We start from the raw sequence: 25,693 nt of genomic DNA, 5'->3' as shown, positions 1-25,693 counted from the left end.
TTATTGCGGTTCGCCAAACTCCTTTCCCTGGATACGAAGCGTCCTCGCTTTATTGAAAAAGGCCACAACAATCACGAACGCCACTCCCAGACCTATTGAAGTAGAGACGTTCATGGGCAAGCCAAATCCTATCCCGGAGTTTGCAAGAAAAGTGACGACAACAACCGTCATGAACGTTGCCGGAAGACTTGCCACCCAATGCAGTTTACCGTGCTTCAGGAGATACATGGCGGCCGCCCAGAGAACCACTGTTGCCAAAGTCTGGTTGGCCCAGCCGAAATAGCGCCAGATAAGTCCATACTCTGACAACGAAATAAGAAAACCCACAGCAAAAAGCGGTACCGCTATCAACAGGCGTTTGACCGGTTCAACCTGGGAGAGTTTGAACGTATCGGCTAATATCAGCCGGGCACTGCGAAAAGCAGTATCTCCTGAGGTGATAGGCAACAGCACAACACCGATAATGGCCAATACCCCGCCAAATGGACCAAGCAGAGTTGTGGAAACCTGATTGACCACCAGCCCCGGACCACCTTCTCCGAGAACCTTGTTCAACATTTCCGGGGTATGAAAAAATGAAATGGCCAGTGTACACCAGATCAGAGCGATAACTCCCTCGGCAATCATCGAACCGTAGAAGACGCTACGGCCATATTTTTCATTCGGCAGGCAACGGGCCATGAGAGGTGACTGGGTGGCATGAAATCCACTCACCGCCCCACAGGCAATCGTTATGAACATCAGCGGCCAGAGTGGCAGATTTTGCGGATTGACGTTTACCAGCGTTCTCTGCGGATAAAAATCATATCCTTTGGCTATCAGCATAGTCATAAGACCAACCGCCATAAAGATCAGTATGGCGCCGAAAATGGGGTACACTCTGCCAATTATCTTGTCGATGGGAAGAATTGTCGCCATAAAATAATATGCCAGGATGATACCGACCAAAATCTTCACGTCAATGCCGGTCAGATTCTGTAACAATTCCGCAGGCGCGAGAAAAAATACCACCCCAACCAAAATCAGGAGAATCACAGAGAAACCACGCATGAACTGCTTGAAAAGCATTCCGAGATTTTGCCCCACTACATCCGGCACACTTTGTCCGTTATAACGAACCGAGAGCATGCCGGAAAAGTAATCGTGTACAGCACCGGCGAAGATTGCTCCCAGCACAATCCAGACCAACGCCACAGGCCCATACAACGCCCCCAGAATTGGGCCGAAAATCGGGCCTAAACCAGCTATGTTCAAGAGTTGAATAAGAAAGATCTTCCAGGGCGGAAGCTCGAGATAATCGACCCCATCCTGCATCGTTTCTGCCGGGGTTTTTCTGTTTGGATCCGCACCAAAAATCCTGTCAATAACCGCCCCGTAAACCAGATAGCCAATTATAAGCGCGGCAACGCTCGCAAAAAATATTATCATAACCTCAACTCAGGTAAGGCGTTTAGCAAGAGGATTAAGGAGGCAATACGTATCAGATCTGCAGAGGGCAGTGTAACAGTTCCCCACCTAAATCCTATCATAAGGATGACCTTATGTGGCGTCTATTGATTTTTTATTTTTAATGGCGTAACAGCCCGTCCCGGTGAGAATATTCCAGGACGGGCTGTTTTAAGACGGTGAACCGGTCAAAGGTGCCGGTTGACAGGGGCATTTCAGCAGGTCGGGCAATTTCTGGCTGTCTTCCTTTCACTCGAATAGTTCATGAGAACGTACCAGCTTTACCTGCAATATTAAAAAGCACGTGAGATATTTCGGTTTGCCCAATACTTGTGGAAAAACAGGGAAAGTAGCAGCACTCCACCACCAAGACTCAACCGCAACAGATCCGCCTCCCGGTTCCAGATCAGCAGATTAACCATGAGGCCTGCCGGTACCAGCGCATTGTTCATTATCGCCAGTACTCCTGCATCCACCATGGTGGCGCCCTTGTTCCAGAGAAAATAGCCGAGTCCAGAGGCAACGATTCCGAGGTAAACCAGTATTCCCCACTGCGTTGTTGTGACAGGCAATTTTCCCGGGTTGCCGAAAATCATCCAGGAACAACCTGCCACAATCAAAGCCCCGAGATAGAAATATCCGAACACGGCTCGCTGGGGCAGATCAAGCTTGTTTCTCTCCAAAACCACCTTATAGCCGACCTGGCCTAGCGCAAAACAGAGATTTGCCCCCTGTACAACCAGAAAACCCAGCAAGACCTCGGAACCAACCGCGTTGTAGCGAATAATCGCAGCGCCGATCACGGCCATCACAGCGCTGACCAGATAGCGGTAGCTGAACCGCCCTTGCATGAGATCGTAGATAAGGGTGACATACACCGGTGTGAGAATGGTGAAAACAAGTACTTCAGGAACAGATAACAGCAAGAAGGACTTGTAGTAAAATATGTACATGAGCCCGAGCTGCACTGCACCAAGGGCCATAAATTTCGTTGCAAGATGTACGGGGATTCTGCGCAGCATAGGCAGGAAAACCAGGGCAGCCAGAAATACACGGGTCAACACCGCAAAGTATGAGTCAACCTGGCCTGCCAGGTAAACACCGATAAGACTGAATGAAAACGCCCACAGACAGGTGATGCCAACCAGATAAACCATAACATTCTCCCGATTACATGGCTGAAACTCTCTTTATGGCAGCATACTTCTCCCTTACTTAAGATCAGGCTGCTGCAGCTAAAAGTTTCAAAAGATCTTTTATTGTTCCATCTCTCCCATAGCCCAATAGCCCAAACGCCGTATCCCACTCTGTCTCGTGCAGGGCAGTTCTCATTTATACGAGGCTACCACCATCCAGGTCAAGACGTTTCCATTTTCATTCATGTTCAAGGAAACTTAAGAAGAAAGAATCTGCCTCCCACTAAAACTCAGTTGAGAGCTAAAAAGCTCGTACCAACAACCCGATATGCTCAATAAATCAAGGATGGCGTCAGTTGCCTCCCACGCCTTTCTCCTCTCTGCTCACCTTTTCAGGCTGAAGATTATGGGGAGTCGGAAAAAGAAGTTGCAGCAAGAAACCTTGTGAGCGTACTCCGGAGGCTATGAGTTCAACACGGTGCTCACTGCACTGTCCATATCCGCCAGGGTTACTGGTTTTTCGAGAAAGACGTTAACCCCAAGTTCCCTGCATTTCAGAAACTCCTCCTGTCGGGCATAACCACTCACTACAATGACTTTCTGTTCCGGCCACTCCTTGAGGATAACCTCCAGGGTCTCGCGCCCATTGAGGCCCTTCCCCATAAGTATATCGATCATCAACAGGTCAACCCTGTTCTCCCGCAAAAACTTTATAGCGGCTTCACCACTGGTAAGCGAGTGAGTGGTATAACCAAGTTTCCCCAGGGCAGCTTCAAAGATCTCGTTCTGCTCGACTTGATCATCAACGACCAGAATCCGCTCTCCTCTTCTCGATTTCACCGAGCCGCCAATAACCGAGACCTCGCGTACACTCTCTGCCGAAGCCGGCAGGTAAACATCAAACCTCGCGCCGGGATGTGTGTTATGCACCTCGATCCAGCCACCATGATCCTGTACGATATTCCACACCACAGACAAACCGAGACCTGTACCGCTTTTGCCCATGAACTTGGTCGAGTAGAAAGGATCAAATATCTGTACGAGGTCTTCGTCACTTATTCCAGGTCCATCATCGGCAACCGTCAATTTAACAAATGAGCTTCCCACAGACCCCGGCGAATTGTGCAGGGGATGTTTGACTGAGCAATTATCGGTACTCACTTTTACAGTACCTTCCGGGCCAATAGCCTCAAGAGCATTGCCGATCAGGTTAAGCAACAGCTTATGGAGGTGTTGTGGAGAGCAGCACAGATTCGCCACCTCCGGATGCAAGCTGGTCTTCACCTCCGCACCTGGAAAATGGGTGAGTCGCTCCGTGTGTTCCAGTGACTCGAGGTAGTTCTTTATGAGTGCATTGGGATTCTGGATGCTTTTCGGCTGATTGCGGCCACGGGTTATGGTCATAAGATCGGATACCACTGCGGCTGCTCTCTTCCCCGCTTCGCGGATCTTCTCTATCTGAGAATAAAACGGATTGCTGTTATCCATCTGCCGCAGCAGCAAATCAGGATAACTCACCACTCCTGTCAGGATATTGTTCAGATCATGGGCGACGGAACCGGCCATGAGACCAAGGGCGTTAAGTTTTTCAGCCGCTGCAAGTTTACTCTGCAACTCAAGTTTTTCCTGCTCGACCTGCAACCGCCGGGTCATGTCCCGCAGCACCCAGACCTGCATTGGCTGCTCCTGGTAAACGATTTCCAGTGCTTTCGCCTCCACCGGCAGTTCCCTGCCATCAGGTCTGCACATCGTGACCGCACACACTCCTTCTGCCCTTTCGTCCGGGCAGGTGGGGAGCTTTCCTCCAAACTCAGGCTGCAGCAAGCGTGCAACGTCAACCCCCTTGAGCGACTCTTCGGTATCAAAACCGAACATCTGGTGAAACGGTCTGTTTGCCTCAACGATTTTCCCTTCTTTATGGATGACGATCCCTTCCCAGGCACCTTCGGCCAGTACCCTGAAACGGTATTCACTGTTTTGGAGTTCGGTCTTCAGGCGATTATGCTCAACCGCCTTTTCCAGGGTCTGCAAGAGAAGTTCATGGTTCAATGGTTTATGCAGGAAGTCATAAGCGCCAAGCTTCATGGCCTGTACCGCTTCCTGAACAGTGCCACCGCCGGTGAGCATGATCGCAATTGTCTGTGGGCAGGTGTCAGCAATATATTTAGCCACCTCACAGCCTGAAATATCCGGCAGATCTATATCGAGCAACGCCAGGTCGAATGATCTGGATTTTAGCAGGTGAATTGCCTCTGCACCGGTAACTGCCTTTTCACAGGCGTAGCCATGGTGCTCCAGGATAGGCTGCAGCATCTCAATAAAACGGGCTTCAGCATCCACCAGTAAAATTTGAACTGCAGTCATGCAACATCTCCCGAGGATCCATTTTCATCGGAAGCTACAATAAATCCTGCAATATTTCTGCAAAGCACAGAAGCCTTTTCCGGCAGGAACCTGCTGGAGTACATCGCAATGCCAAAAGAAACAGTGCTGACTGGGTGGGGGGTAATTTGCATGTGTTTCAGTGTAGTTTTAAAATGGTTGATCTTATCCTGCCTACTCACATTCCTGCCTGCTGCCAGGTAAGAATCGTACACTTGGGTTTATAGTAGAAATCATACCTGAAAGCTGAAAACGCGCGGAAACACCCTGTTCCATTCGCCCAGGTTGCATCCACCAGTTCCAAGCCTGATTTCCCCTAAGTGTTCCCTATAACGCGACAGCTCCGACACCGGAGCAAATGCGCCCCTGATCTAAAGCATTTTTCCAATAAATCTAATACGTTAAGCAAATCCGCTCAATTTCCCCCCCAGAGATGTGATACCATCATCTGAGGATTTTTCAATGAATTTTTACATGGCTTTTTATGGTAGCACCTAAAATCACAGTAATTATTCCCAATTAGCCATAAAACATTTATAAATTCCCAATCTAAAAAAGTTACAAGCGCACTTCTGAGAGCCGGCCACACCATATCCGGCCTTTTCTGCAGGCCAATTTGCTATTCTTCTAACCTTAGGTATACTTCAGTTAGGATCGTTTAATATACAGACACTTAGGGTGATTTTTCAGACTCCCCGGACCATCTGTTTACCCGTCCGATTATATAAAAAACAACCTCCTGATTCCGGAGCTGCCATGCCACGCACAGCAATAACCCTTACCGAAACAATAGAACATCTTTCAGTACTCAATGAGCATGGAGAAGTCGATACCGATCTTGAGCCTGAAATTTCACAAGACACCCTGCTGGAACTTTACAGGGCCATGCTGCTTGGTCGACGTTTTGATGAGAGGATGCTCGATCTGCAACGACAGGGAAGAATTGGCACATTCCCCCCCATTAAGGGACAGGAAGCTGCCCAGATGGGTTCGATCATACATCTCAAGGAGAGCGATTGGCTGGTTCCTGCCTTCCGGGAAACTGCGGCGGAAATCTGGCGCGGCAGGTCACTGGAGAGCGTTTTGCTTTATTATAACGGCTTTAACGAAGGCACCATTATCCCGGAACAGCAGAAGGATATGCCCATGTCTGTGCCGGTCGGTTCACAAATTCTCCATGCGACGGGCATTGGCTACGGGGCAAAGTACAGAAAGAATGGTGAGATCGTCATGACCTATTTCGGGGATGGCGCCACCTCTGAGGGTGACTTCCACGAAGGCCTGAACTGTGCTGCCGTGTATCAGGTACCGGTGGTGTTTATCTGCCAGAACAACCAGTGGGCCATCTCTATTCCACTCAAGCAACAGACCCGCTCCGAAACCATTGCCCAGAAGGCACTGGCCTACGGAATGCCAGGTATACAGGTTGATGGCAACGATATTCTCGCCGTCTATGTCGCAACGCAGGAAGCGGTTCAACGGGCGCGCAATGGCGGGGGGCCCACCCTGATCGAATGCGTCACCTACCGAGTGATGATGCACACTACCGCAGATGATCCCAGCCGCTACCGTTCGGACGAGGAAGTGGAGAAATGGAAATTGAAATGCCCGCTAAGCCGCTTTGAAAAATATCTGCAACAGAAAAACATACTCAACGACACCAACTGCGAGGAAATCGAATCGCTGGTGCTGGACCGGATACAGACGGCGATCCATAAAGCTGAACAACAGATGGCTGCCCCCCCCGACCCACTCGACATGTTCGACCACCTCTTCGAAAAACTGCCTCCACACATAACCAGACAAAAAGAGGAAGTGTTACGATACCTGAACTCTCTTAAAACCGGGAACAGGCGAGAAGGTGAACATAATGGCTAAAATGACGATGGTACAGGCCCTCAACCTGGCGCTGAGGCAGGAAATGGCCAAAGACGACAGCGTACTCATCCTGGGCCAGGATGTCGGCCCCGATGGCGGTGTCTTCCGGGTGACGGACACGCTCATTGATGATTTTGGTCCCGAAAGAGTGATAGACACCCCGCTGGCCGAAGCAGCCATAGCCGGAATGGCGATCGGTATGGCAGTCTACGGCCTGAAACCCGTCTGTGAAATACAGTTTTCCGGCTTTGCCTACCAGAACTTTCATCAGATCGAAAATCATGCCGCCAGAATGCGCTGGCGCAGCCAGGGCAGACTCAACGTACCAATGGTCATGCGTGCACCGTATGGCGGCGGCGTACGGGCCCTGGAGCACCACTCAGAAAGCCGCGAAGCCTACTGGGCGCATACCCCGGGCCTGAAGATGGTGATCCCATCCGGTCCCCGCAATGCCAGGGCCTTGCTGGTTGCGGCAATCCGTGATCCGGACCCTGTCATTTTTTATGAGCCCAAAGCCCTTTACCGTGCTTTTCGCGAGGAAGTTCCCGAGCAAGAAGAATCCATGGAAATCGGGCGTTCGCAGTGTATCAGGGAAGGCGATGACCTGACCATGATCGCCTACGGGGCAATGATTCCGCCTGCAATGGAGGCCGCCAAGGAACTAGAGAAACTTGGCATCAGCGCGGAGGTTATCGATCTGCTGACAATTTCGCCGCTTGATGACTCTGTTATGATCGAGTCGATCAAAAAGACCGGCCATGGGGTAATCGTGCATGAAGCCCCCCAAAGTTTCGGGGCTGGCGCCGAGATCATCAGCCGTTTGATGGAAGGAGCATTTTATTACCTCGAAGCACCGCTTGTACGTGTTACCGGTTACGACATCATCATCCCCTACTTCAGTCGCGAAAAAGCATATATGCCCGATGTACAGCGAATCCTTGCGGCTGCTCGGGCCACATTGAACAACTAACCTGCAGTTCCCTTTGGGCCGAATTCTACCAAAGCTGCCCATGGGAAATGCGGGCAAAGTCTGGAGCACATATGACCTCATCATTTCGGTTGCCTGATCTGGGCGAAGGAGTTCATGAAGCGGAGATTCTTGCCGTGGCCGTAACAGAGGGTCAGAAGGTTGCGGAAGGAGATCTCATCCTTGAAGTTGAAACAGATAAAGCCGCGGTTGAAATCCCCTCTCCCACCACCGGTACGGTAACGGAAATTCATGTCACACAGGGGGAAATCGCCAAAGTCGGGGATATTCTCATCACCTTTGACGGATCAGCAGCAACCGACGAGGCAGAGCCAGCAAAGATAAGCGTTGAACAGGAAGCTGTGCAGGGGGCTGAGCCGGCTCGCGAACCTGCCGCTGACACCAGGGCTGAAGCCCGGGAACGTCAGGCAACAGTGCAGCACCCTCCCGACCGACCGGTTCCGGCCGCCCCATCCACCAGGAGGCTGGCCCGAGAGCTTGGGGTCGATCTGCATCAGGTATCCCCCACCGGGCCCAATGGTATTGTCACTGCAGAAGATGTCCGTAATTTTGCTCAATCCGGTGGATCGGTCAATTTGGACCAGAATAAAATGGTTCTCCAGACAGCATCCGAGCACTGCGCCTCATTTCTGCCCGTTGAACCACTGCCGGACTTCAGCCAATTCGGGGAGGTTGAACGCCAACCGTTCCGGTCCATTCGTCGCGCAACCGCCATCCGCATGTCCGCATCCTGGTCACAGATCCCCCATGTCAATTGCCAGGACATCGTGGACATTACCCGCCTGGAAGAATTCCGACAGCGTCATAAAGATATAATCCGGGCCAACGGCGGCAGATTGACCATGACCGTTTTCGCTTTAAAAGCCGTTGCAACAGCCCTGAAAGCCTATCCCCACTTCAACGCCAGCCTTGATCTGCCTAAACAGGAGATCATCATCAAAAAATATTTTCATATCGGTGTGGCGGTGGATACGGAGCATGGTCTGATGGTACCGGTGATACGCGATGTCGACCGAAAGAGCATCAAGGAGTTATCTGTTGAGCTGCACGAAGCGATCAACAGGGCACGTGAACGAAAGTCGGGCCGGGAGGAGTTAATCGGCGGCTCCTTCACCATTACCAACGCAGGGGCCATAGGCGGCAGCCATTTCTCGGCAATCATCAACTATCCGGAAATTGCAATTCTCGGCCTTGGCCAGAGCAGGATGCAACCAGCGGTAATCACCGAGGGCGGTAAAATGCAGATCGTACCGCGCCTGCAAATGCCCATTGTGCTCTGCTTTGACCATCGTGTGGCAGACGGAGCCGACGCCATACGCTTTATGCAGGTAATCATAAAAGCTCTGGAAGATCCCGACGAACTTCTCATTTCGATGATATAGGAGCCGCATATGGTAATGGGCGATATGGAGATGAAGGTAGATGTGGCGATCATCGGCAATGGCCCTGGCGGCTACGGTGCAGCCTTTCGCGCAGCAGACCTCGGCCTCGATGTGGCGATGATCGATCCCAGGCCCGAACCTGGTGGAGTGTGTCTGCACCATGGTTGCATTCCCTCCAAGACCTTCTTATTTCTGGCAGAGCTCATTCTTGATGCCAGACGCGCAGCCTCCATGGGAGTCAGATTCGCTGAACCGGAGATAGATCTTACGGCCATGCGGGGCTGGAAGAATCAGGTTATCGAAAACATGGTCAGCGGTCTGATCGGTCTCAGCGACAAACGCGGAGTGCAGCTTGTCACCGGCACCGCCCGTTTTGAAAATGCCAATTCCATTAAATTAGAGGGTGCTGAGGTTAGCCGGATCAGTTTTAACCACTGCATAATCGCCACCGGCTCAGTTCCCATCGACTTTCCAGGCACAACCCCAGGCAGCAGGATAATGAGCTCAGCAGGAGCTCTTGCCCTCAACGATATTCCGGAGGAGTTGTTCATCATTGGCGGCGGCTATGTCGGTCTGGAGCTGGGTACCGTCTACGCGGCTCTGGGCAGTCAGGTCAGCCTGGCCGAATTGCAGGATCGCCTGCTTCCCGGGGTGGATGCTGACCTGGTGGCCCCTCTCCACAAGCAACTCACCAGGCTGTTCGGCGAAATTCACCTCAAAACCAGAATAACAGAGCTTACAGAACATGACGACCATGTAGCGGTTCGCTTCGTCACTCCCGAAGGTGAAGAGGCACGGCAATTTGACCGGGTGCTGGTTGCCATTGGCAGAAAACCTGTCTCACAGGACCTGGGTCTGGAGCACACTGCGGTAGTGGTGGATGATCGTGGCTATATCCAGGTTGATGATCAGCAACGCACTGCCGAGAAAAATATCTTCGCGGTCGGCGATGTAGCCGGCGGCATGATGCTGGCCCATACCGCAACGCGGGAGGGTCGTATCGCGGCAGAAGTCATCGCCGGCATCAACTCTTCTTTCGATGTCCGCGCCATCCCGGCCGTGGTCTACACCGACCCGCAGATAGCCTGGTGCGGTCTCACCGAAGAACAGGCCAAAGCTGAAAACATAACCGTTTCAGTGGAAAAATTCCCCTGGAAATACTCGGGTCGGGCCCACACCATGGGCACCACCGACGGCGTAACCAAAATTCTGGCCAACCCTGAGGATGGCAGAATTTTAGGTGTCGGCATCACCGGGCGTGACACCGAGGGGCTCATCTCAGAGGGAGTGCTGGCCATCGAAATGGGCGCACTGGCCGAAGATTTGGCCTTGAGCCTGCACCCACACCCTACACTAAGCGAAACAGAGGGCGAAGCAGCGGAGATCTTCCAGGGCAGCCCGACCCACATGTTGCCCAAGAAGCGCACGTAACCAATATTTTTCATGAGCAATCAGGGATCATAATCCTTATCCCTGGCCAGGAGTCTGTCGGAGGTGATTATATGGATGAACTTATTCGATTTGCAGATGAATTGGGACCTGCCAAGATTCTCCATGTCTATGAGCCCAAGTCAGGGTTGAAAGCGATTTTGGTGGTAGACAATGTGGCAGCGGGCCCATCCATCGGTGGTATCCGCATGGCTGAGGATGTGAGCGTCGAAGAATGCTTCCGACTGGCAAGAGCCATGACCCTGAAAAACATTTCGGCAGGTCTACCTCACGGTGGTGGCAAGGTTGTGATCTATGGCGACCCCAAGATGGACAAAACAAAGAAAGAAGTGATAATGCGTGCTCTGGCAAACAGTCTCCGTGATATCAAAGAATACGTGCTGGCACCGGACATGGGTACAAACGAAGAGTGCATGGCCTGGATCCACGATGAAGAACCCCGTGTTGTCGGTAAACCGGCTGAGTTGGGCGGTATCCCGCTCGATCAGATTGGAGCCACTGGCTGGGGTCTTTTCCATGCGATTGATGTCACCGCCGAACATTGCGGACTGGAACTTGACGGCGCCACATTTGTGGTTCAGGGATATGGCGCTGTAGGGCGGCATGCTGCCCAGTTTCTGGCAGAAAAAGGTGCTGTGATGGTCGGTGTCTCCGATTCGGGAGGGGCGATAACCAATCCTAAAGGTATCGATATTAAAACCCTTGGTGCATTGAAAGACAGGGGAAAAGGAGTACTGCAGTATTCCCAGGCAGAATCTATACACCCCGAAGAGTTGCTGGCAATAACCTGCGATATCTGGATACCCGCCGCACGCCCGGATGTGATCAACGACAACAACGTCAGCCTCATGCAGACCAGGATCGTTGCGCAAGGGGCAAATATTCCCTGTACAGAAAAGGCCGAACGCTATCTTCACCAGAAAGGTGTCTTCTGCCTGCCTGATTTCATCGTCAACGCAGGCGGGGTGATCTGCGCCGCCACCGAATATCGGGGTGCAGGTGAGTTACAGGCCATGGAAAGGATCAAGCATACCCTCAGGTCAAATACCAGAGAGATCCTGATGCGCTCAAAAGAGCGCTCTATTCCTCTGAGGATGGCAGCCGATGAGTTCGCCAGGGAAAGGCTCTTGAAAATCATGGCCACCAGACGCTGGTCTATTATCTGATAATACAAATATTACATATCATCAGGCTGAAGATGTTCGGGCATACGCACTGCAACGACCCGGCCTTTGGCGGTAACCTGACCTTCGGCTATAACTTTGGCACTGACGATTGTCTTTCTCCCTTGAATTTCTTCCACCCTGGCCCTGATAATCAACTCTCCTCCCAGAGGCGTCGGGGCCAGGTAGTCTACCTGCAGTGAACCGGTCACATACCTAAAGGCAGGCAGGGTGCCAGGTTCCCTTCCCTCTTGCCGGTATGCAGCGGCTGCTGCGGTACCTATACAGTGACAGTCAACCAGTGAGGCAATGAGACCGCCATAGACATAACCTGGAAAAGCGAGATGGTACTCACGGGGGGAAAATCGTGCCACTGATTCCTCCCCTTCCCAAAAGCTTCGTATCTGCAACCCGTTGGGGTTTTTGGGACCGCAACCGTAACAATGCTGCAGGGATTCCGGATAATAATCCTGAAATGATTTATCGGCCATAACGCCTCCTGAAACGAGTTTAAAGAAAGCGACACCAAGAGAGAATACTCCCCTAACTATTAGAAAAGCAATGAAAATAATTGAGAATTGCCATGTGTCCAAAACCTAAATCACCGATCAGAATTCTCACCGCTGTTGCCCATTACGATGGTCACGACGCCTCGATCCTTGCCATTAACCGCGCCCTTTTACAACACCCGCGGGAAGTCGAGATTATCTATACTGGTTTCAACATGGCCGCCGAAGATATCTGCACAGCGGCAGTCCAGGAAGATGTACACGGCATTGCAATTGCTTCTTATAACGGCGGTCATATGCAATTTTTCCAACATCTCGCGATAGAAGTCCAAAAGCGATGCTGCCGACCGGTCTGTATCTTTGGTGGGGGAGGCGCCACAATCACTGAAGAAGAAGCACACATCCTGAAAACTGAGGGTATCTCGAATATATACAGACAAGGAATATCACTGACTGAGGTCAGTGATGATATTGTACAGACAATTGACCGAAATCTCGAAGAATTCTATGCACCTTCAAACCCGCCTTTACCGGTTGCGATCTCCCTGGCCGATCTTTCCGGCAGGAGTGCTGCACATACTGGCGGACGCCAGATCAGCACCCCCACAAACGCCAAAGTAATAGTCATTACCGGTGATGGTGGAGCCGGGAAATCAACTCTTATCGACGAGCTGATTTTTCGCTTCAGAGATCAACTGCCGGGAAAACGGGTTGCGATTCTTGCCAATGACCCGACCACCGTAAGTGCAGAGGGAACATCGGCATTTTTAGCCGATCGGGTGCGTATGAATTACATCTATGATCCCAATATATTCATGCGCTCTCTTTCCACCGGCAATGGTTATATTTCGCAGAATTGCGCCTTGCCTCAAATGGCGCAACTCTGCATTCGGGAGGGCTACGACCTGGTGATCATCGAGACTCCGGGAGTTGGCCAGGCGGGGTTGGATCTTAAGCTTCTGGCTCCTGATCTCACGATCTGTGTCAAAACCAGAGAGTATGGCAGCGCCCTGCAGCTTGCTAAGGACCAGATGCTCCAGGAAGCGGATATGGTTGTACTCAACAAGATTGACCTGGCGGGCTCAGAAGCTGCCTACCAGGAAATCGGCATGATGTTCCCCCCGGCTGATCGTAGCAAAAAGCTCTTTGGGGTGTTGGCCAAAATGCACCGGGATAAGGGGATGGACCATTTTTTCGCTGCACTCTGCGAGCGGCTGGGATGGCAGGCCCCGGAATTCGCCCCGGTCAACATCTTTGAGCATGCCAAAAAGATGGAGCTGGTCCCCTACGGACGCCGAAATTACCTTGCCGAGGTTGTAAAGACCGTACGTGACTATGACCAATGGGCCCGGGACCAGCTGTCATTGCTGCGTCAAGACCCGCACAATCCTGACAATCTCGACCCCTTTTGCCGGGAGCTACTCGAAAACTGGCCCGGACAATGGCAAGAGACCTCAGCTGCGGCAATGCATAAATTCGGTATGACCAGCGCTTCCAGTTCAGCTAATGATTTCAATTTGCCAATGGTCGCCCTGCCGGACCCGCAGGACCTGGTGGAAAGCCTTCGCTTTCTGCTCGAAGAAGGTTTGCCCGGTTCCTTCCCTTACGGTACTGGCATCTATCCCTATCGTCTGCCCACAGCAGGCGAAACAACCCGCCAGTTTGCAGGTCTACGCGGCCCAGAAGAGACCAACCAGAGGCTCCACCTGCTTAACCGGGGCGTCGCCACCCCCCGTTTGTCAATTGCTTTCGACGGTATCACCCTCTATGGAGATGACAGTGACAGCGACCCCAGTTCAATGGGCAAAATAGGAGAAGGTGGAGTCTCCGTCGACAGCTATGAGGATATGAAACTAATCTTAAAAGGCTTCGATATCAGAAAGATATCCACCTCGCTCACAATCAACGGCCCAGCCCCTGTAATTCTTGCCATGTATTTTGTTGCCGCGGGAGAACTCGAACAGGAACGTGAGGAGGTAAAGCGAGGCGCTCCAATGTCGGAAAAAGAACGCGACACCTTCTTTAATCAAACGTGCCGGAATCTGCGGGGCACCGTTCAGGCTGACATCTTAAAAGAGGTTCAGGCTCAGAACGAGTGTATCTTTCAGACAGACTTCTCCCTGAAAATGCTTGGCGATATCCAGAGCCACTTCATAGAAAAGAAGATCAACTCGTATTATTCGATGTCGATCTCCGGATATCATATCGGCGAAGCCGGGGCAACACCGGCCCAGGAACTGGCCTTCACCCTGGCAAATGGTTTCACTTACGTTGAATACTTTCTCAAGCGCGGTATGGCAGTTGATGCCTTTGCCCCCAGTCTCAGTTTCTTCTTCCGTGTCTCCCATGAGGCCGAATGGCTGGCATACGGCCCTGTATGCAGGCGCATATGGGCTATCGCCATGCGTGACCGTTACCAGGCAGATGACCGCAGCCAGAGATTCAAGTTTCATACGCAAACCTCGGGCCGCGCCCTGCAGGCGGCGGAGTGGGATACCCTCAACCCCATCCGTCAAACCTACCATGCCTACATGGGCCTGTTGAACAACACCAACTCCCTGCATGTCGATTCCGCCGACGAGCCGATGACCACACCCAGTGAAAAATTTGTTCGGCAGGCAACACTTATCCCGAACTATCTGAGTGAAGAGGCAGAAGCCTTTTTGATCCAGAACCTGCTCTCAGGCTCATACAGCCTACGTGCTGTAACCAGTCAATTACAGGAAAAAGTACTGCAGGAACTGGAGCGCATCGACCAGCTCGGCGGTGTCGGCCCAGCCACAGAGATGGGCTACCAGCGCAATTCCATCGCCGAGAGCTCTGCCCGTTATGAGTGGGAGAAATACCCACCAAATGAAGACGAGCCGCCACCACGGAAAATTATCGGTTTCAACACCTATATTCAGCCGGTGAAAAATGAAGCGGCGGTTCCGGAACAGGCGGAACTGATCCGCCCCACCAAGGCCGATTGGGAACGCCAGATTCGTCGGACCCGCGCCTTCAGACAAGAGCATAAAGACCAAAGCGGTGAATATTTGCAGCGACTGGAACACGTAGCCCTGTCCGGCGGCAATATTTTTAGTGAATTACTGCACACCGTGCGCCACGCCACACTCGGTGAAATCACCCGATGCCTCAGGAAAGCCGGTGGCAGCTATCGAAAAATGGTATAACCATCGGTAATTGAAACTAATTTTTCAGATCAGTGATACTACCATATTTTGTATCACCACCAGCTACCGTTTCAACTCCGCTTCCGGATGGCGATTGATGGTGTATAACCATAGAGTCTGAATAAATAATGTGCTGTAAATCACGTATTGACAGAACAAACTATAGCGGTACAATCACAATATCCGGAACATCTGGAATTAAGAGAGTAAATGAGAAAAGTGGAAAAGCAGTTCGTCATAGATTCCGACCTGGCGTAGCATAAAAAGTCGTTTTCAGGCTTTCATGGTACCCACCTGAAAAGGAGGTCGGAGTCGCCGCCTTGGGGAGGGTTGTCATGAAACCGAAACATTTTATTCATCTCACCTTTTTGTTTCTGAGCATTGCATGCCTGGCACACTCTGTCTGTGCCTCCATACTGTTCGGATAGTCCAAAAGAGCCAATAGATTCAAATCTTAAAAAGGTCTCTCCTGCCAACAGGGAGCCCCATGCCTTGCCAATGGGCTAACGGGTATTCTCCCTGTTGCAGTCCGACACCTTTTCCTGGCCCATCCTGCCGCCACGATTTCAACGGAGCATTCGAGAGATAAACCTCCAAGATAAGCCTTGCACCCATGGCCCTCCTGTGGTAGTTTCCGTCGCATTTTTTGCCCATCCGCATATTCCATAAGCTGAGACAGCCAGGTCCTTTGGTTAAGAGATAATCCAGGAGATTCGCTGCCATTTTTTATGAAATGTGCCGACTAACCCCAGCTTGATAGCACTCAATGGTACACCTGAATAATATCTATAAACAGTTCGGTTCGCAGATCCTCTTTCGAGATGCCAGCCTGCAGATTCTACCCCAGACCCGCACCGGCCTCGTCGGCCCGAACGGTGCAGGAAAGACTTCAGTATTTCGACTCATTACCGGTGAAGAAGAACCGGATAAGGGCGATATTTCCTGTTCAAAGAAAACGGTTATCGGTTACTTCTCGCAGAGTGTCGGCGAAATGAGTGGCTGCACCGTACTGGAAGAGGTCATGAGCGGTGCCGGTGAAGTGGTTGCTATGGGCCGCCAGATGCGGGAAATGGAAGCGCAGATGGCCGAACCCATGGACGACGACGCACTCGCGGATCTGCTGGAACGCTACGGGGTAATCACGGAGATGTTTGAGCACCGCGGCGGCTACGATCTCGATTCCCGTGCCAAAGCAGTCCTCTCCGGGCTCGGTTTTGGAGAACAGGATTTCAGTCTGCCTGTTGAGACTTACAGTGGTGGCTGGAAGATGCGTATCGCCCTGGCGAAAATTCTTACCATCAATCCGGACGTACTGCTGCTTGATGAGCCTACCAACCATCTGGATATCGAATCGATCCTCTGGCTGGAAGAGTGGCTGGCAACTGATTACAAAGGCGCCCTGCTGATGACCTGCCATGACCGTGATTTCATGAACCGCGTGGTCAACCGTATCATCGAAATTGCCAACGGCCAGGCCACCACCTATAGCGGTGACTATGATTTCTATCTGCGTGAGCGGGAAATCCGCCGCGAACAGTTGCTGGCAAGTTATCGTCGCCAACAGGAAATGCTGGCCAAAGAAGAAGATTTCATCGCCAGATTTGCCGCCCGTGTCTCACACGCTGCCCAGGTGCAATCACGCATCAAGAAGCTGGAAAAAATTGAACGCATAGAACTGCCTCCCGAACAGAAGGTGATGAAGTTCGACTTTCCCATCCCCCCCCGCAGCGGGGACGATGTGATGCACCTCAGAGATCTCGCCAAAGAGTGGACCACGGTCAACAATGAGATCAAACCGGTTTTCAGCGGGCTTTCGGGTACCGTCCGCCGGTTGGAGAAAATAGCTCTCGTCGGTGTAAACGGTGCCGGTAAGTCAACCCTGTTGAAAGTCATCACCGGCCAGACCGAACCGACTTCCGGCGAGGTGGTTATGGGCGCCGGGGTTACCACTGGCTACTTCAGCCAGCACTCCATGGACGTTCTCCATCCGACCCACACCGTATTTGAATCTGTGCAGGAAGTACTGCCACTGGAAAATATCGGAGTTATCCGTAACCTGCTGGCAGCGTTTCTTTTTCAGGGAGACGATGTGGACAAACGTATCGCTAATCTCTCCGGCGGTGAGAAAAGCAGGGTTGTCCTGGCCCGCCTGCTGGCAAGACCACTCAACTTCCTGGTACTTGATGAGCCCACCAACCACCTTGACATTCTCTCCCGCGAAGTTCTGCTGGAGGCACTGCAGAAATTTGCAGGTACCGTCATCCTGGTCAGCCATGACCGCCATTTCCTGCGCTCACTGGTGAACCGCGTTTTCGAGATTGACCACGGAGAAATGCGGGCTTATGAAGGTGACTATGATTATTATCTGCGCCAGACCAACGAATAACCCGAATCTCTTATGAGCACTTCTTCAGTCAGTAACAGACATTCATTGAAAGAAATGACACCAGCAAAACTTTCTAATAAATGCCCATGAGAAATCCAGGTTAAAGAAAAATTTCTTTCTTCCTGCGACAAACCATTATCCTGAGCAATCGTGCTCCGCCACGACTGCTCTTTTTTTGCGAGAAAACCTAATGATACATGCTTCAAATATTGCCCTGTCTTATGGTAAACGCGTCATTTTCAAAGACGTCAATATCAAGTTCACCCCTGGTAACTGCTACGGCCTCATCGGTGCCAATGGTGCCGGAAAATCAACGTTCTTAAAGATCCTGGCCGGCCAGATGGACCCGGACCACGGTGAAGTGTTCGTAGGTGCCAAACAGCGTATTGCCATGCTCGCCCAGGATCAGTTCGCTTACGACGAATCCACAGTGGCTGAAACCGTGCTTATGGCTCACGCCCGCCTGCACGAAGTTATGGCTGAGCGAGAGGCTCTTTACGCAAAGACCGAATTTACTGAGGCAGACGGTATCCGCAGCGGAGAACTGGAAGCAGAGTTCGCTGAGATGAACGGCTACGAAGTTGAATCCGAGGCGGCAACCCTGCTGAGTGGTCTTGGTATCAACGAAGATCTGCGCGACAAAAAGATGAAAGAACTGGAAGCTGGTGAAAAGGTACGGGTGCTGCTGGCCCAGGCTCTATTCGGTAACCCCGACATCCTGCTGCTCGACGAACCTACCAACAACCTCGACCGCAAATCCATTGTCTGGCTGGAAGGTTTTCTGGAAAGATTTCAGAACACAGTCATTATCGTTTCCCATGATCGTCATTTCCTCAATCAGGTCTGTACCCATATGGCGGATATCGATTACGGCCAGATCAGAGTTTACGTTGGTAACTACGATTTCTGGTACCAGGCCAGTGAACTGCTCCAGCAGCAGCGCCAGGACGCAAGCCGTAAAGCAGATGCCAAAGCCAAGGATTTGAAAGAGTTCATCGCCCGCTTCTCCTCCAACGCCTCAAAAGCCAGGCAAGCGACTTCCAGAAAGAAGCTGCTCGACAAGCTTGAAATGGAAGACCTGCCGGCTTCATCCCGCAAATACCCGTATATTTTGTTTAAAGCGGGCAGAACCTGTGGCGATGTTATTCTGGAAGTAAAAGACCTGAGCAAGACCATCGACGGTGTAAAGGTGCTGGACAACTTTTCCATGGAGGTCAATAAGGGCCAGAAGATCGGCTTTGTCGGTACCAACAACGTCGCGATCACTACCCTCTTTCAGATACTGGCAGGAGAACTCGAACCGGACAGCGGCAGTTTCCGCTGGGGTCTCACTATGAGTACTTCCTATTTCCCTAAGGAAAACAGAAGTTTTTTTCAGTCCGATAAAACTCTGGTCGACTGGTTGAGCGAGTACACCCCTGTCACGGAAGGTGAGAGCTTTGCCCGTGGTTTTCTCGGCAAGATGCTCTTCTCCGGCGATGAGGCTATGAAAAAGACCAGCGTGCTCTCCGGTGGCGAGAAAGTACGCTGCATGCTGTCGAGGATGATGCTCTCCGACGCCAACGCCCTGATTCTGGATGAGCCCACAAACCATCTCGATCTTGAATCAATCACAGCGCTCAACAACGGCCTGAAGGCCTTCCCGGAGATTATCCTCTTCTCCTCCCATGACCATGCGCTGATGGCCACTGTTGCAGACCGCATCATTGAGATTCTGCCAGGCGGCGTCATCGATAAGATGCTGCCCTATGACGAATACCTGAAGGACGCTGGAGTGCAGGAGCAACAGGAGCAGTTTCGCAACTAGCTTGAATTCCTCATGAGTATATTGTCGTAATAAAGAAAAAGGAGTTGATGCTCAGGCATTGCCTAAGTCTAATTCTCCCATTTTTTCGACAATATACTCACCGAGGGTACCCTGAAAGAAATGCCCTTGGGGTACAGTCCATACAGTGCCATCTTCTTCAGTTTGTGGCAGTAAGCATAAACGACTATAGCTTACTACCAAAAACTTCGAACCTGACACTGCCTGAACTGATGAGAAATCCAAGCGACCCGAATTCCTCATCAGTATATTGTCGTAATAAAAAAAAAATGAGTTGATGCTCAGGCATTGCCATAAGCCCAATCCTCCCATTTTTTTCGACAATATACTCACCGAAGGTGCCCTGAAAGAAATGCCCTTGGGGTACAGTCCATATAGCGCCATCTTCTTCAGTTGTAAGGTACAGTTGACACTGCCCGGGAAATTCATGAGTCGATACGACGCCGAATAGCTGGCCGTATCAACTCATGAATTCGACTTTTCTTCCCAGATCATGGCCAGATGGACAATAGTCTCCACCGCCCTGGTCATATCCTGTACCGAAATCCACTCGGTCTTTGAGTGAAAGTTGTGGCCGCCTGTGAAAATATTCGGGGTCGGCAAGCCCATTTCAGAAAGCCTCGCACCATCCGTGCCGCCACGAATCAGCCCCTGCCTGGGAGTGAGCCCGCAACGGCGAATCGCTTCGCAGCAATATTCGGTCACCCTGGGGTACTGATCAAGCACGTATTTCATGTTCCTGTAACTCTCCTCAACCTCAAACGTATAGTCAAGAGCAGGGTACTTTGCTTTCAGAGCCCGCAGTGTCTCCTGCATCAGCGTCTCTTTTCGCAACAATCCTTCCAGGGTAAAATCACGAATCAGATATTTCAGCACAGTCGTATTGACCGTTCCCTCCATACTATGCAGATGCATAAAGCCTTCACGGTCTTCAGTTGTCTCCGGAGTCATCTCCCTTGGGAGGAAACTGATAAACTCCGCGGCAACGGTTGTGGAGTTGAGCATCTTGCCCTTGGCATAACCGGGATGAATATTGACACCCTGAAAAGTCACCGTCACCGAATCTGCTGAAAAAGTTTCATCCTCCACCTCCCCCGCGGTTGAACCGTCAATGGTGTAGGCGTAGTCGGCAGCGAACTTTTTCACATCAAAATGCTTGGTGCCGGTGCCCACCTCTTCATCCACGGTAAAGGCGATGCGGATCGGGCCATGAGCAAGCTCCGGATGATCGACCAGGTAACGAATCGCTGTCATGATCTCTGCCACCCCCGCCTTATCATCTGCCCCCAATAAGGTAGTACCGTCTGAAGTGATTATGTCATCTCCGATGCATGCTCCCAGTTCCGGTGTTTCATCCGCCCTAATCACCTGAGTCGCATCACCCGGCAACACAATGTCCCCGCCGGAATAATTTTCATGGATAACCGGCTTCACGTTCTTCCCACTCACATCGGGTGAAGTGTCAACATGGGCGATAAGGCCTATGGTCGGCACCTTCTTAACACTGTTGGCTGGTACGGTAGCTATCACGTAGCCAGGTTTAGTCATTCTGGCGTCTGTTATCCCCATTTCATACAACTCCGCCACCAGTATGCGACAGAGGTCCAGCTGCTTGAAGGTTGATGGATAGGTCTCAGACTCTACCGCCGCCTGGGTGTCGACGGCAACATAGCGGCAAAAACGGTCAACCAGCTCTGCGACTGGAATATCAAGAGTAACCTCTGGCATATTTTTCTCCTTGAACCATAGGGTTCAAAAACTATGTTTTAAGAAAAGAAGGTATATTCAATAAATTGACAGTATAACGTATTCAGATAAAAAAGCGGAAACGATCAGGAATCACTGACGCCCCTGTTTCAATTCTGACCCTATCTTCAAGACTACAAAAACTACGCTATGACTGAAACGGTAAACAACGGGAAAAACGTAAATACAGAATTCCTGGCAGAGATCACGGAGCTTATTGAAGATCTCACGTCCGAGTTGCATTTTCGCGGCTGTGACGAGGAGCACAGGTTAATACAGCGGGCAAGAAAAATACGGAGGGAATTACTCATTGCAAGAGCTGGCTGAATGCGCCAACCCTTGCGGCAAGCAATCAGATATCAGAACCTGAACACTTCAATTAAGTCATCCGGTTGCAAGGTTGTTTTTGGCTCTACCACAATATAGCCATCGGCTTTGACAATGGAGGTCAGCATATGGGAGCCCTGCTGCGGGATAGGTTTTACGGTGGGGACAGTATTGGGCTCATCCCGGATTGTTACCCGGATGAAATCGGTACGGCTGCCGCTGTTTTCTATGGCCACCTCGGCACGTGCTGAAAGAGATTTCTTCAGATAATCGACACCCTGCAAAGCGGCCAGACTGGGAATCACGTAATTCTGGAAGCACATAAAGGCCGACACCGGATTACCCGGCAGGCCAAACAACAGGGTCCGCCCTTTTTTAGCGACAAAAAGAGGCTTTCCCGGCTTTTGCCGTATTTTCCAGAACAGTTGTTGAAAGCCCACACGTTCTGCCGCCTCTTTAACATGATCATGCCTGCCCACCGAAACACCACCGGAACAAAGAATAATATCACTTTTATGTTCCAGGGCTTCTGCCATCGAATCGACAGTGGTTTCCAGGTCATCTTCTACGTGCATGCAATTCACCAGGGTGCCACCAGCTTCACGCACGGCGCATTTCAGCATCGGCGCGTTCGAGTCACGAACCTGATAGGGTTTGATATCACCATCCCCATGGTGAGCAAGTTCGGTACCGGTGATAAAGAGTGAGACACGGGGCGTATCATATACTGGCACCTGATGAGCACCAACCGCCGACAACAGGGCAACCTGCCTGGCGGTAACAACCAGACCATGGGCCATAATCACTGTCCCGGCAACGAACTCTTCACCGGCATAGCGGACGTCCTGCCCCTGTTTTCTGCATGCCATAATCTGAACGACATCGCCCTGTTCATTGGTATCCTCGACCCTGATAACAGTATCCGCGCCATCGGGCAGCATCGCACCGGTGCTGATTCGCACAGCCTCGCCAATGGCTACCACACCCTCATAGGGCACACCAGCCCGGCTTTCACCAGCAAGCGTAAGACGTGCGGGATTCAACTCGCTTACATTCTGAACATCCTGCCAACGCGCAGCATAGCCGTCCATGGCAGAACTGGTATACCTTGGAGATGGTTCGGGGGAAGTTATGTCTTCTGCCAACCTGCGTCCCAGTGCTTCCTCTACTGGCACATATACCACTTTGGGTTCTGGAAGGTTTTCACGGAGCAGTGAAAGAGCCTCAGGTACCGATATCATAGATCATCCTCAAAAGGTTAAGCTTGTCCGCGGTAACTACGTGCTTTTGGTGAATGGCGTTAAATTCTCAACCACCAATGGAGGCCATGGAATCTTCGCTGCTATTCCCGTTGAGCTTGGCAGCCTCCATGCCGTTCTTCAGTTTTTTGCTCACCGCTTTACGAATTTCACCGGCAACTTCTGAGTCATCGGGAGTGGCCCGCAACAGATCGCGCAGGTTCAATGCTCCCTGGTCGTAGAGGCAGTTTTTCATCATGCCGCTCGAGGTCACTCTAAGTTTATTACAGGTGGCACAGAATTTTCGGGATTCACCCTCGATGATTCCCAGGGTTCCGGCATAACCGGGCAGTGAGAATTTTCGGGCGGTCTCAACATGTTTTGAGGAAAGCTCGGTGAGCCCTGGGAAGAGTTTGAACAGTCGCGACTCAAGAGTCTGGGACATCTCGATAACGTGATGTTCTTCAGCGCCGGAAAAAGGCATCAGCTCGATGAAACGCATCGCCACCGGATAATCCTTAACCAACTGCGCCATGCGGAGCAACTCATCATCACCGGTATCTTCCTGAACAACGGCATTCACTTTCAGGGGCAGTTCAAGCCTGAGGATTTCGTGAAACACAGCCAGCACTTTTTCCAGCTTGTCGCGGCGGGTAATCTCTTTGAAGCGCTCGGCATCAAGTGTATCAAGGCTCAGGTTAATGCCTTTTATGCCTAACTCTTTCAAGCCCTGCAAATACGGCCCGACTGCAACACCGTTGGTGGTCAGGTGAAGACTCAAGCCGGGGCTCTGCTCTTTGAGACGCTCCATAAACTCCAGACACCCTTTGCGAACAAAAGGTTCACCGCCGGTAATCCGGATTTTATTGACCCCCAGACTTACGAAAATCCTCGAGAGACGCTCCATCTCCTCGTAGGAAAGTATCGATTTATGGTCAAGCACATTAACCCCGTCTTCCGGCATGCAATAGCGGCAACGCAGGTTACATCGATCGGTGATTGAGAGACGGAGATAGGTAACTTTACGCCCGAATGAATCAATTAATGGCGAAATATCGGTGGAACAGCTTTGGCAGGTTCGTGCATTCATGCAGACTCCTTTTCAAATTTCGGAAGGCAACATCGTTTCCAACGCAACCCTATCGGCATCAGGCCGTTCTTCCGCATTTAAGCACGGAAATTTAGGCCTTTCAGCTCGGAGTTATATGTAATTTCAGGCGCTCTACAGAGCCTCTCGCTCTATAGCCTTTACCTGCAGTACATTTACATAAAAAGATAAGACATTGCAAGGCCAGTACAGAACAATTTCACGAAAAGGTTATACTCCCCTAATCTGACAGCCAGGTTATCAACGCAAGTCAGTTAGCAAATTGTAAATATAACATGCTGCCTATAAGACTAGATCTTGTGGTTCACCCTGGACTCCGACGCAATATGCTCCTGTCGACCCGAAGAGAGAAGCCGTACCCTCTTGGTAAAATATCCGGAAATAATCAGGCCCCCAACCAACGCCGTGATTGGCGCGACCAACACCAGACCGATAGAACCAACCAGCGTGCGCATAATCTCAGCTGCGACGATCTTCAAATTCAGCATGCGCATGATGCTTGGCTCTTTCACCTGGAAAATCATCAGCAAAGTCAGGTACCCACCCGAGTACGCCAGCAACAAGGTGGTTGCCATGGTACCGATTACATGGCGACCAACATTGAAGCCTGATTGAACCAGTTCCCAGGCAGTTATCTCAGGCTTTTTCAGCTTTACCTCATCCATGGAAGCCGCAATATCCATAGCGATGTCCATACACGCCCCGGAAGCTCCTAAAATAATCGCCGAATAGAAAATTTCTCTGATATCGAGCTGGTAGTAGCCGCTGAAAACTAATGCGTTCACATAGGGTTGGGTCATACCAAACAGCCCCACCCTGTTGCAGAAAAGCCAGGTCACCAACAAGGTGACACAGAGCCCGCAGATAGTACCGATAAAGGCAGTGGCCCCTCTTCTGTTCAACCCGGCTACCAGAAAAATAATAACCGCCGATAAAAGCACCAGGGTGAGAGTTGTCGTCATAAGCGGGTCGTGACCAGCCAGAATCCGCTGCACCAGCACTTCCCAGATGATGAGAACAGTGAACATAAAGGAGAGCAGCGCCTTTATGCCGACCACTCCGGCATACAACAGGAGGGCCAACACAAAAATACCAAACAACAGCAAAAGAGCATCCTGCCTGTAGAGATCAACTGCCTTGACATGGGCAATGCCACCCTCCTCCAAAATCACAGCAACGATAATCTCATCACCTGGTTTAAATATGTTCTCGATATCGCTCTGCCCTACCAGACTATTGGTTGCTGAAACACTTTCTCCTGCGAAATTCCCTTCAAGCAGCGTGACCTCAAGTTCCTGATAACCGATGTGGGACAGACCTGAAGAACGAACCTCCGAATTGTCTACAAGAAGAACTTCTGCCCGCACCTCCTCCACCTCAGCATTCATTGGAACAGAGACACCAGACCATGAATAATAAGCAACAATTACAGATACTATTACAACCAGCAGAAGCAGATGTGAACCAAGCTTTTTATACATATTGCATCCAGAGAGGAAAAACGAAAAAAGCCCGCTCCGATTGGAAGCAGGCCTTTTCCAGTGCATACAAACAGAA

The 25,693-nt window shown here is 51.2% G+C and carries 16 protein-coding genes and 1 riboswitch; of the genes, 8 read left to right on the top strand and 8 right to left on the bottom strand.

The annotated features are described in order from the left end of the window. The 3 genes from FCL45_RS11285 to FCL45_RS11275 all read right to left on the bottom strand — a co-directional run bounded on the left by FCL45_RS11285 (position 1) and on the right by FCL45_RS11275 (position 4,946). Positions 1-1,428, bottom strand: coding sequence for a carbon starvation CstA family protein (locus FCL45_RS11285; protein ID WP_136796858.1), 1,428 nt, complete (start codon positions 1,426-1,428; stop codon positions 1-3). A gap of 311 nt (positions 1,429-1,739) precedes the next feature. Further along, positions 1,740-2,603 carry a carboxylate/amino acid/amine transporter gene (locus tag FCL45_RS11280; RefSeq protein WP_136796859.1) on the bottom strand — a complete coding sequence of 288 codons (864 nt, stop codon included), beginning with the start codon at positions 2,601-2,603 and terminating at the stop codon, positions 1,740-1,742. Positions 2,604-3,044: 441 nt separating this feature from the next. Continuing rightward, positions 3,045-4,946, bottom strand: a complete 1,902-nt coding sequence (locus tag FCL45_RS11275; protein WP_136796860.1) for a hybrid sensor histidine kinase/response regulator — start codon at positions 4,944-4,946, stop codon at positions 3,045-3,047. A 774-nt stretch (positions 4,947-5,720) separates the two neighbouring features. Here FCL45_RS11275 and pdhA point away from each other — a divergent pair. The 5 genes from pdhA (at position 5,721) to FCL45_RS11250 (ending at position 11,827) form a co-directional block, all read left to right on the top strand. After that, the gene (gene pdhA, locus FCL45_RS11270) at positions 5,721-6,842 is read left to right on the top strand and encodes a pyruvate dehydrogenase (acetyl-transferring) E1 component subunit alpha (RefSeq protein WP_136796861.1); all 1,122 of its coding nucleotides are present in this window, start codon (positions 5,721-5,723) and stop codon (positions 6,840-6,842) included. Continuing rightward, on the top strand, positions 6,835-7,812 hold the full coding sequence (locus FCL45_RS11265) for an alpha-ketoacid dehydrogenase subunit beta (protein WP_136796862.1): 978 nt from the start codon (positions 6,835-6,837) through the stop codon (positions 7,810-7,812). The genes pdhA and FCL45_RS11265 overlap by 8 nt, the downstream gene beginning before the upstream one ends. 71 nt (positions 7,813-7,883) lie before the next feature. Further along, positions 7,884-9,212 carry a dihydrolipoamide acetyltransferase family protein gene (locus tag FCL45_RS11260; protein WP_136796863.1) on the top strand — a complete coding sequence of 443 codons (1,329 nt, stop codon included), beginning with the start codon at positions 7,884-7,886 and terminating at the stop codon, positions 9,210-9,212. A gap of 9 nt (positions 9,213-9,221) precedes the next feature. Next, a complete protein-coding gene (gene lpdA, locus FCL45_RS11255) occupies positions 9,222-10,643 on the top strand; it encodes a dihydrolipoyl dehydrogenase (RefSeq protein ID WP_136796864.1) in 1,422 nt (473 codons plus the stop codon). A gap of 71 nt (positions 10,644-10,714) precedes the next feature. Beyond that, the gene (locus tag FCL45_RS11250) at positions 10,715-11,827 is read left to right on the top strand and encodes a Glu/Leu/Phe/Val family dehydrogenase (RefSeq protein ID WP_136796865.1); all 1,113 of its coding nucleotides are present in this window, start codon (positions 10,715-10,717) and stop codon (positions 11,825-11,827) included. A gap of 11 nt (positions 11,828-11,838) precedes the next feature. Here the strand turns inward: FCL45_RS11250 and FCL45_RS11245 are convergent, their stop codons facing one another. After that, entirely contained in the window at positions 11,839-12,315 is a 477-nt protein-coding gene (locus tag FCL45_RS11245) for a PaaI family thioesterase (protein WP_136796866.1), read from the bottom strand. A gap of 92 nt (positions 12,316-12,407) precedes the next feature. On the opposite strand from FCL45_RS11245, the gene FCL45_RS11240 reads away from it, so the two are divergent. The 3 genes from FCL45_RS11240 to FCL45_RS11230 all read left to right on the top strand — a co-directional run bounded on the left by FCL45_RS11240 (position 12,408) and on the right by FCL45_RS11230 (position 19,699). Beyond that, a complete protein-coding gene (locus FCL45_RS11240; RefSeq protein WP_136796867.1) occupies positions 12,408-15,506 on the top strand; it encodes a methylmalonyl-CoA mutase family protein in 3,099 nt (1,032 codons plus the stop codon). Positions 15,507-16,272: 766 nt separating this feature from the next. Continuing rightward, positions 16,273-17,892 (top strand): ABC-F family ATP-binding cassette domain-containing protein, encoded by a 1,620-nt coding sequence (locus FCL45_RS11235; RefSeq protein ID WP_136796868.1) that lies wholly within the window; start codon positions 16,273-16,275, stop codon positions 17,890-17,892. A 190-nt stretch (positions 17,893-18,082) separates the two neighbouring features. Next, positions 18,083-19,699, top strand: coding sequence for an ABC-F family ATP-binding cassette domain-containing protein (locus FCL45_RS11230; RefSeq protein ID WP_136796869.1), 1,617 nt, complete (start codon positions 18,083-18,085; stop codon positions 19,697-19,699). Positions 19,700-20,182: 483 nt separating this feature from the next. On the opposite strand, the gene pepT is transcribed toward FCL45_RS11230, so the two are convergent. The 4 genes from pepT to FCL45_RS11210 all read right to left on the bottom strand — a co-directional run bounded on the left by pepT (position 20,183) and on the right by FCL45_RS11210 (position 25,617). Then, the gene (pepT, locus tag FCL45_RS11225) at positions 20,183-21,445 is read right to left on the bottom strand and encodes a peptidase T (RefSeq protein ID WP_136796870.1); all 1,263 of its coding nucleotides are present in this window, start codon (positions 21,443-21,445) and stop codon (positions 20,183-20,185) included. A 377-nt stretch (positions 21,446-21,822) separates the two neighbouring features. Next, entirely contained in the window at positions 21,823-23,031 is a 1,209-nt protein-coding gene (locus tag FCL45_RS11220; protein ID WP_136796871.1) for a molybdopterin molybdotransferase MoeA, read from the bottom strand. Positions 23,032-23,098: 67 nt separating this feature from the next. Further along, positions 23,099-24,118 carry a GTP 3',8-cyclase MoaA gene (gene moaA, locus FCL45_RS11215; protein WP_136796872.1) on the bottom strand — a complete coding sequence of 340 codons (1,020 nt, stop codon included), beginning with the start codon at positions 24,116-24,118 and terminating at the stop codon, positions 23,099-23,101. Then, positions 24,108-24,241, bottom strand: a riboswitch (molybdenum cofactor riboswitch). (Overlaps the previous gene by 11 nt.) 185 nt (positions 24,242-24,426) lie before the next feature. Further along, positions 24,427-25,617 carry a YibE/F family protein gene (locus FCL45_RS11210; RefSeq protein WP_167495731.1) on the bottom strand — a complete coding sequence of 397 codons (1,191 nt, stop codon included), beginning with the start codon at positions 25,615-25,617 and terminating at the stop codon, positions 24,427-24,429. Positions 25,618-25,693: the final 76 nt, after the last annotated feature.

The organism is Desulfosediminicola ganghwensis (genome assembly GCF_005116675.2).
GTDB lineage: Bacteria > Desulfobacterota > Desulfobulbia > Desulfobulbales > Desulfocapsaceae > Desulfopila > Desulfopila ganghwensis.
This window is presented reverse-complemented; position numbering and strand designations above follow the sequence as displayed.

Bases quoted from the DNA above. Each gene is read 5' to 3' on its own strand.
- FCL45_RS11285 (WP_136796858.1), bottom strand. From the start codon at position 1,428: ATGATAATATTTTTTGCGAGCGTTGCCGCGCTTATAATTGGCTATCTG.
- FCL45_RS11280 (WP_136796859.1), bottom strand. From the start codon at position 2,603: ATGGTTTATCTGGTTGGCATCACCTGTCTGTGGGCGTTTTCATTCAGT.
- FCL45_RS11275 (WP_136796860.1), bottom strand. From the start codon at position 4,946: ATGACTGCAGTTCAAATTTTACTGGTGGATGCTGAAGCCCGTTTTATT.
- pdhA (WP_136796861.1), top strand. From the start codon at position 5,721: ATGCCACGCACAGCAATAACCCTTACCGAAACAATAGAACATCTTTCA.
- FCL45_RS11265 (WP_136796862.1), top strand. From the start codon at position 6,835: ATGGCTAAAATGACGATGGTACAGGCCCTCAACCTGGCGCTGAGGCAG.
- FCL45_RS11260 (WP_136796863.1), top strand. From the start codon at position 7,884: ATGACCTCATCATTTCGGTTGCCTGATCTGGGCGAAGGAGTTCATGAA.
- lpdA (WP_136796864.1), top strand. From the start codon at position 9,222: ATGGTAATGGGCGATATGGAGATGAAGGTAGATGTGGCGATCATCGGC.
- FCL45_RS11250 (WP_136796865.1), top strand. From the start codon at position 10,715: ATGGATGAACTTATTCGATTTGCAGATGAATTGGGACCTGCCAAGATT.
- FCL45_RS11245 (WP_136796866.1), bottom strand. From the start codon at position 12,315: ATGGCCGATAAATCATTTCAGGATTATTATCCGGAATCCCTGCAGCAT.
- FCL45_RS11240 (WP_136796867.1), top strand. From the start codon at position 12,408: ATGTGTCCAAAACCTAAATCACCGATCAGAATTCTCACCGCTGTTGCC.
- FCL45_RS11235 (WP_136796868.1), top strand. From the start codon at position 16,273: ATGGTACACCTGAATAATATCTATAAACAGTTCGGTTCGCAGATCCTC.
- FCL45_RS11230 (WP_136796869.1), top strand. From the start codon at position 18,083: ATGATACATGCTTCAAATATTGCCCTGTCTTATGGTAAACGCGTCATT.
- pepT (WP_136796870.1), bottom strand. From the start codon at position 21,445: ATGCCAGAGGTTACTCTTGATATTCCAGTCGCAGAGCTGGTTGACCGT.
- FCL45_RS11220 (WP_136796871.1), bottom strand. From the start codon at position 23,031: ATGATATCGGTACCTGAGGCTCTTTCACTGCTCCGTGAAAACCTTCCA.
- moaA (WP_136796872.1), bottom strand. From the start codon at position 24,118: ATGAATGCACGAACCTGCCAAAGCTGTTCCACCGATATTTCGCCATTA.
- FCL45_RS11210 (WP_167495731.1), bottom strand. From the start codon at position 25,617: ATGTATAAAAAGCTTGGTTCACATCTGCTTCTGCTGGTTGTAATAGTA.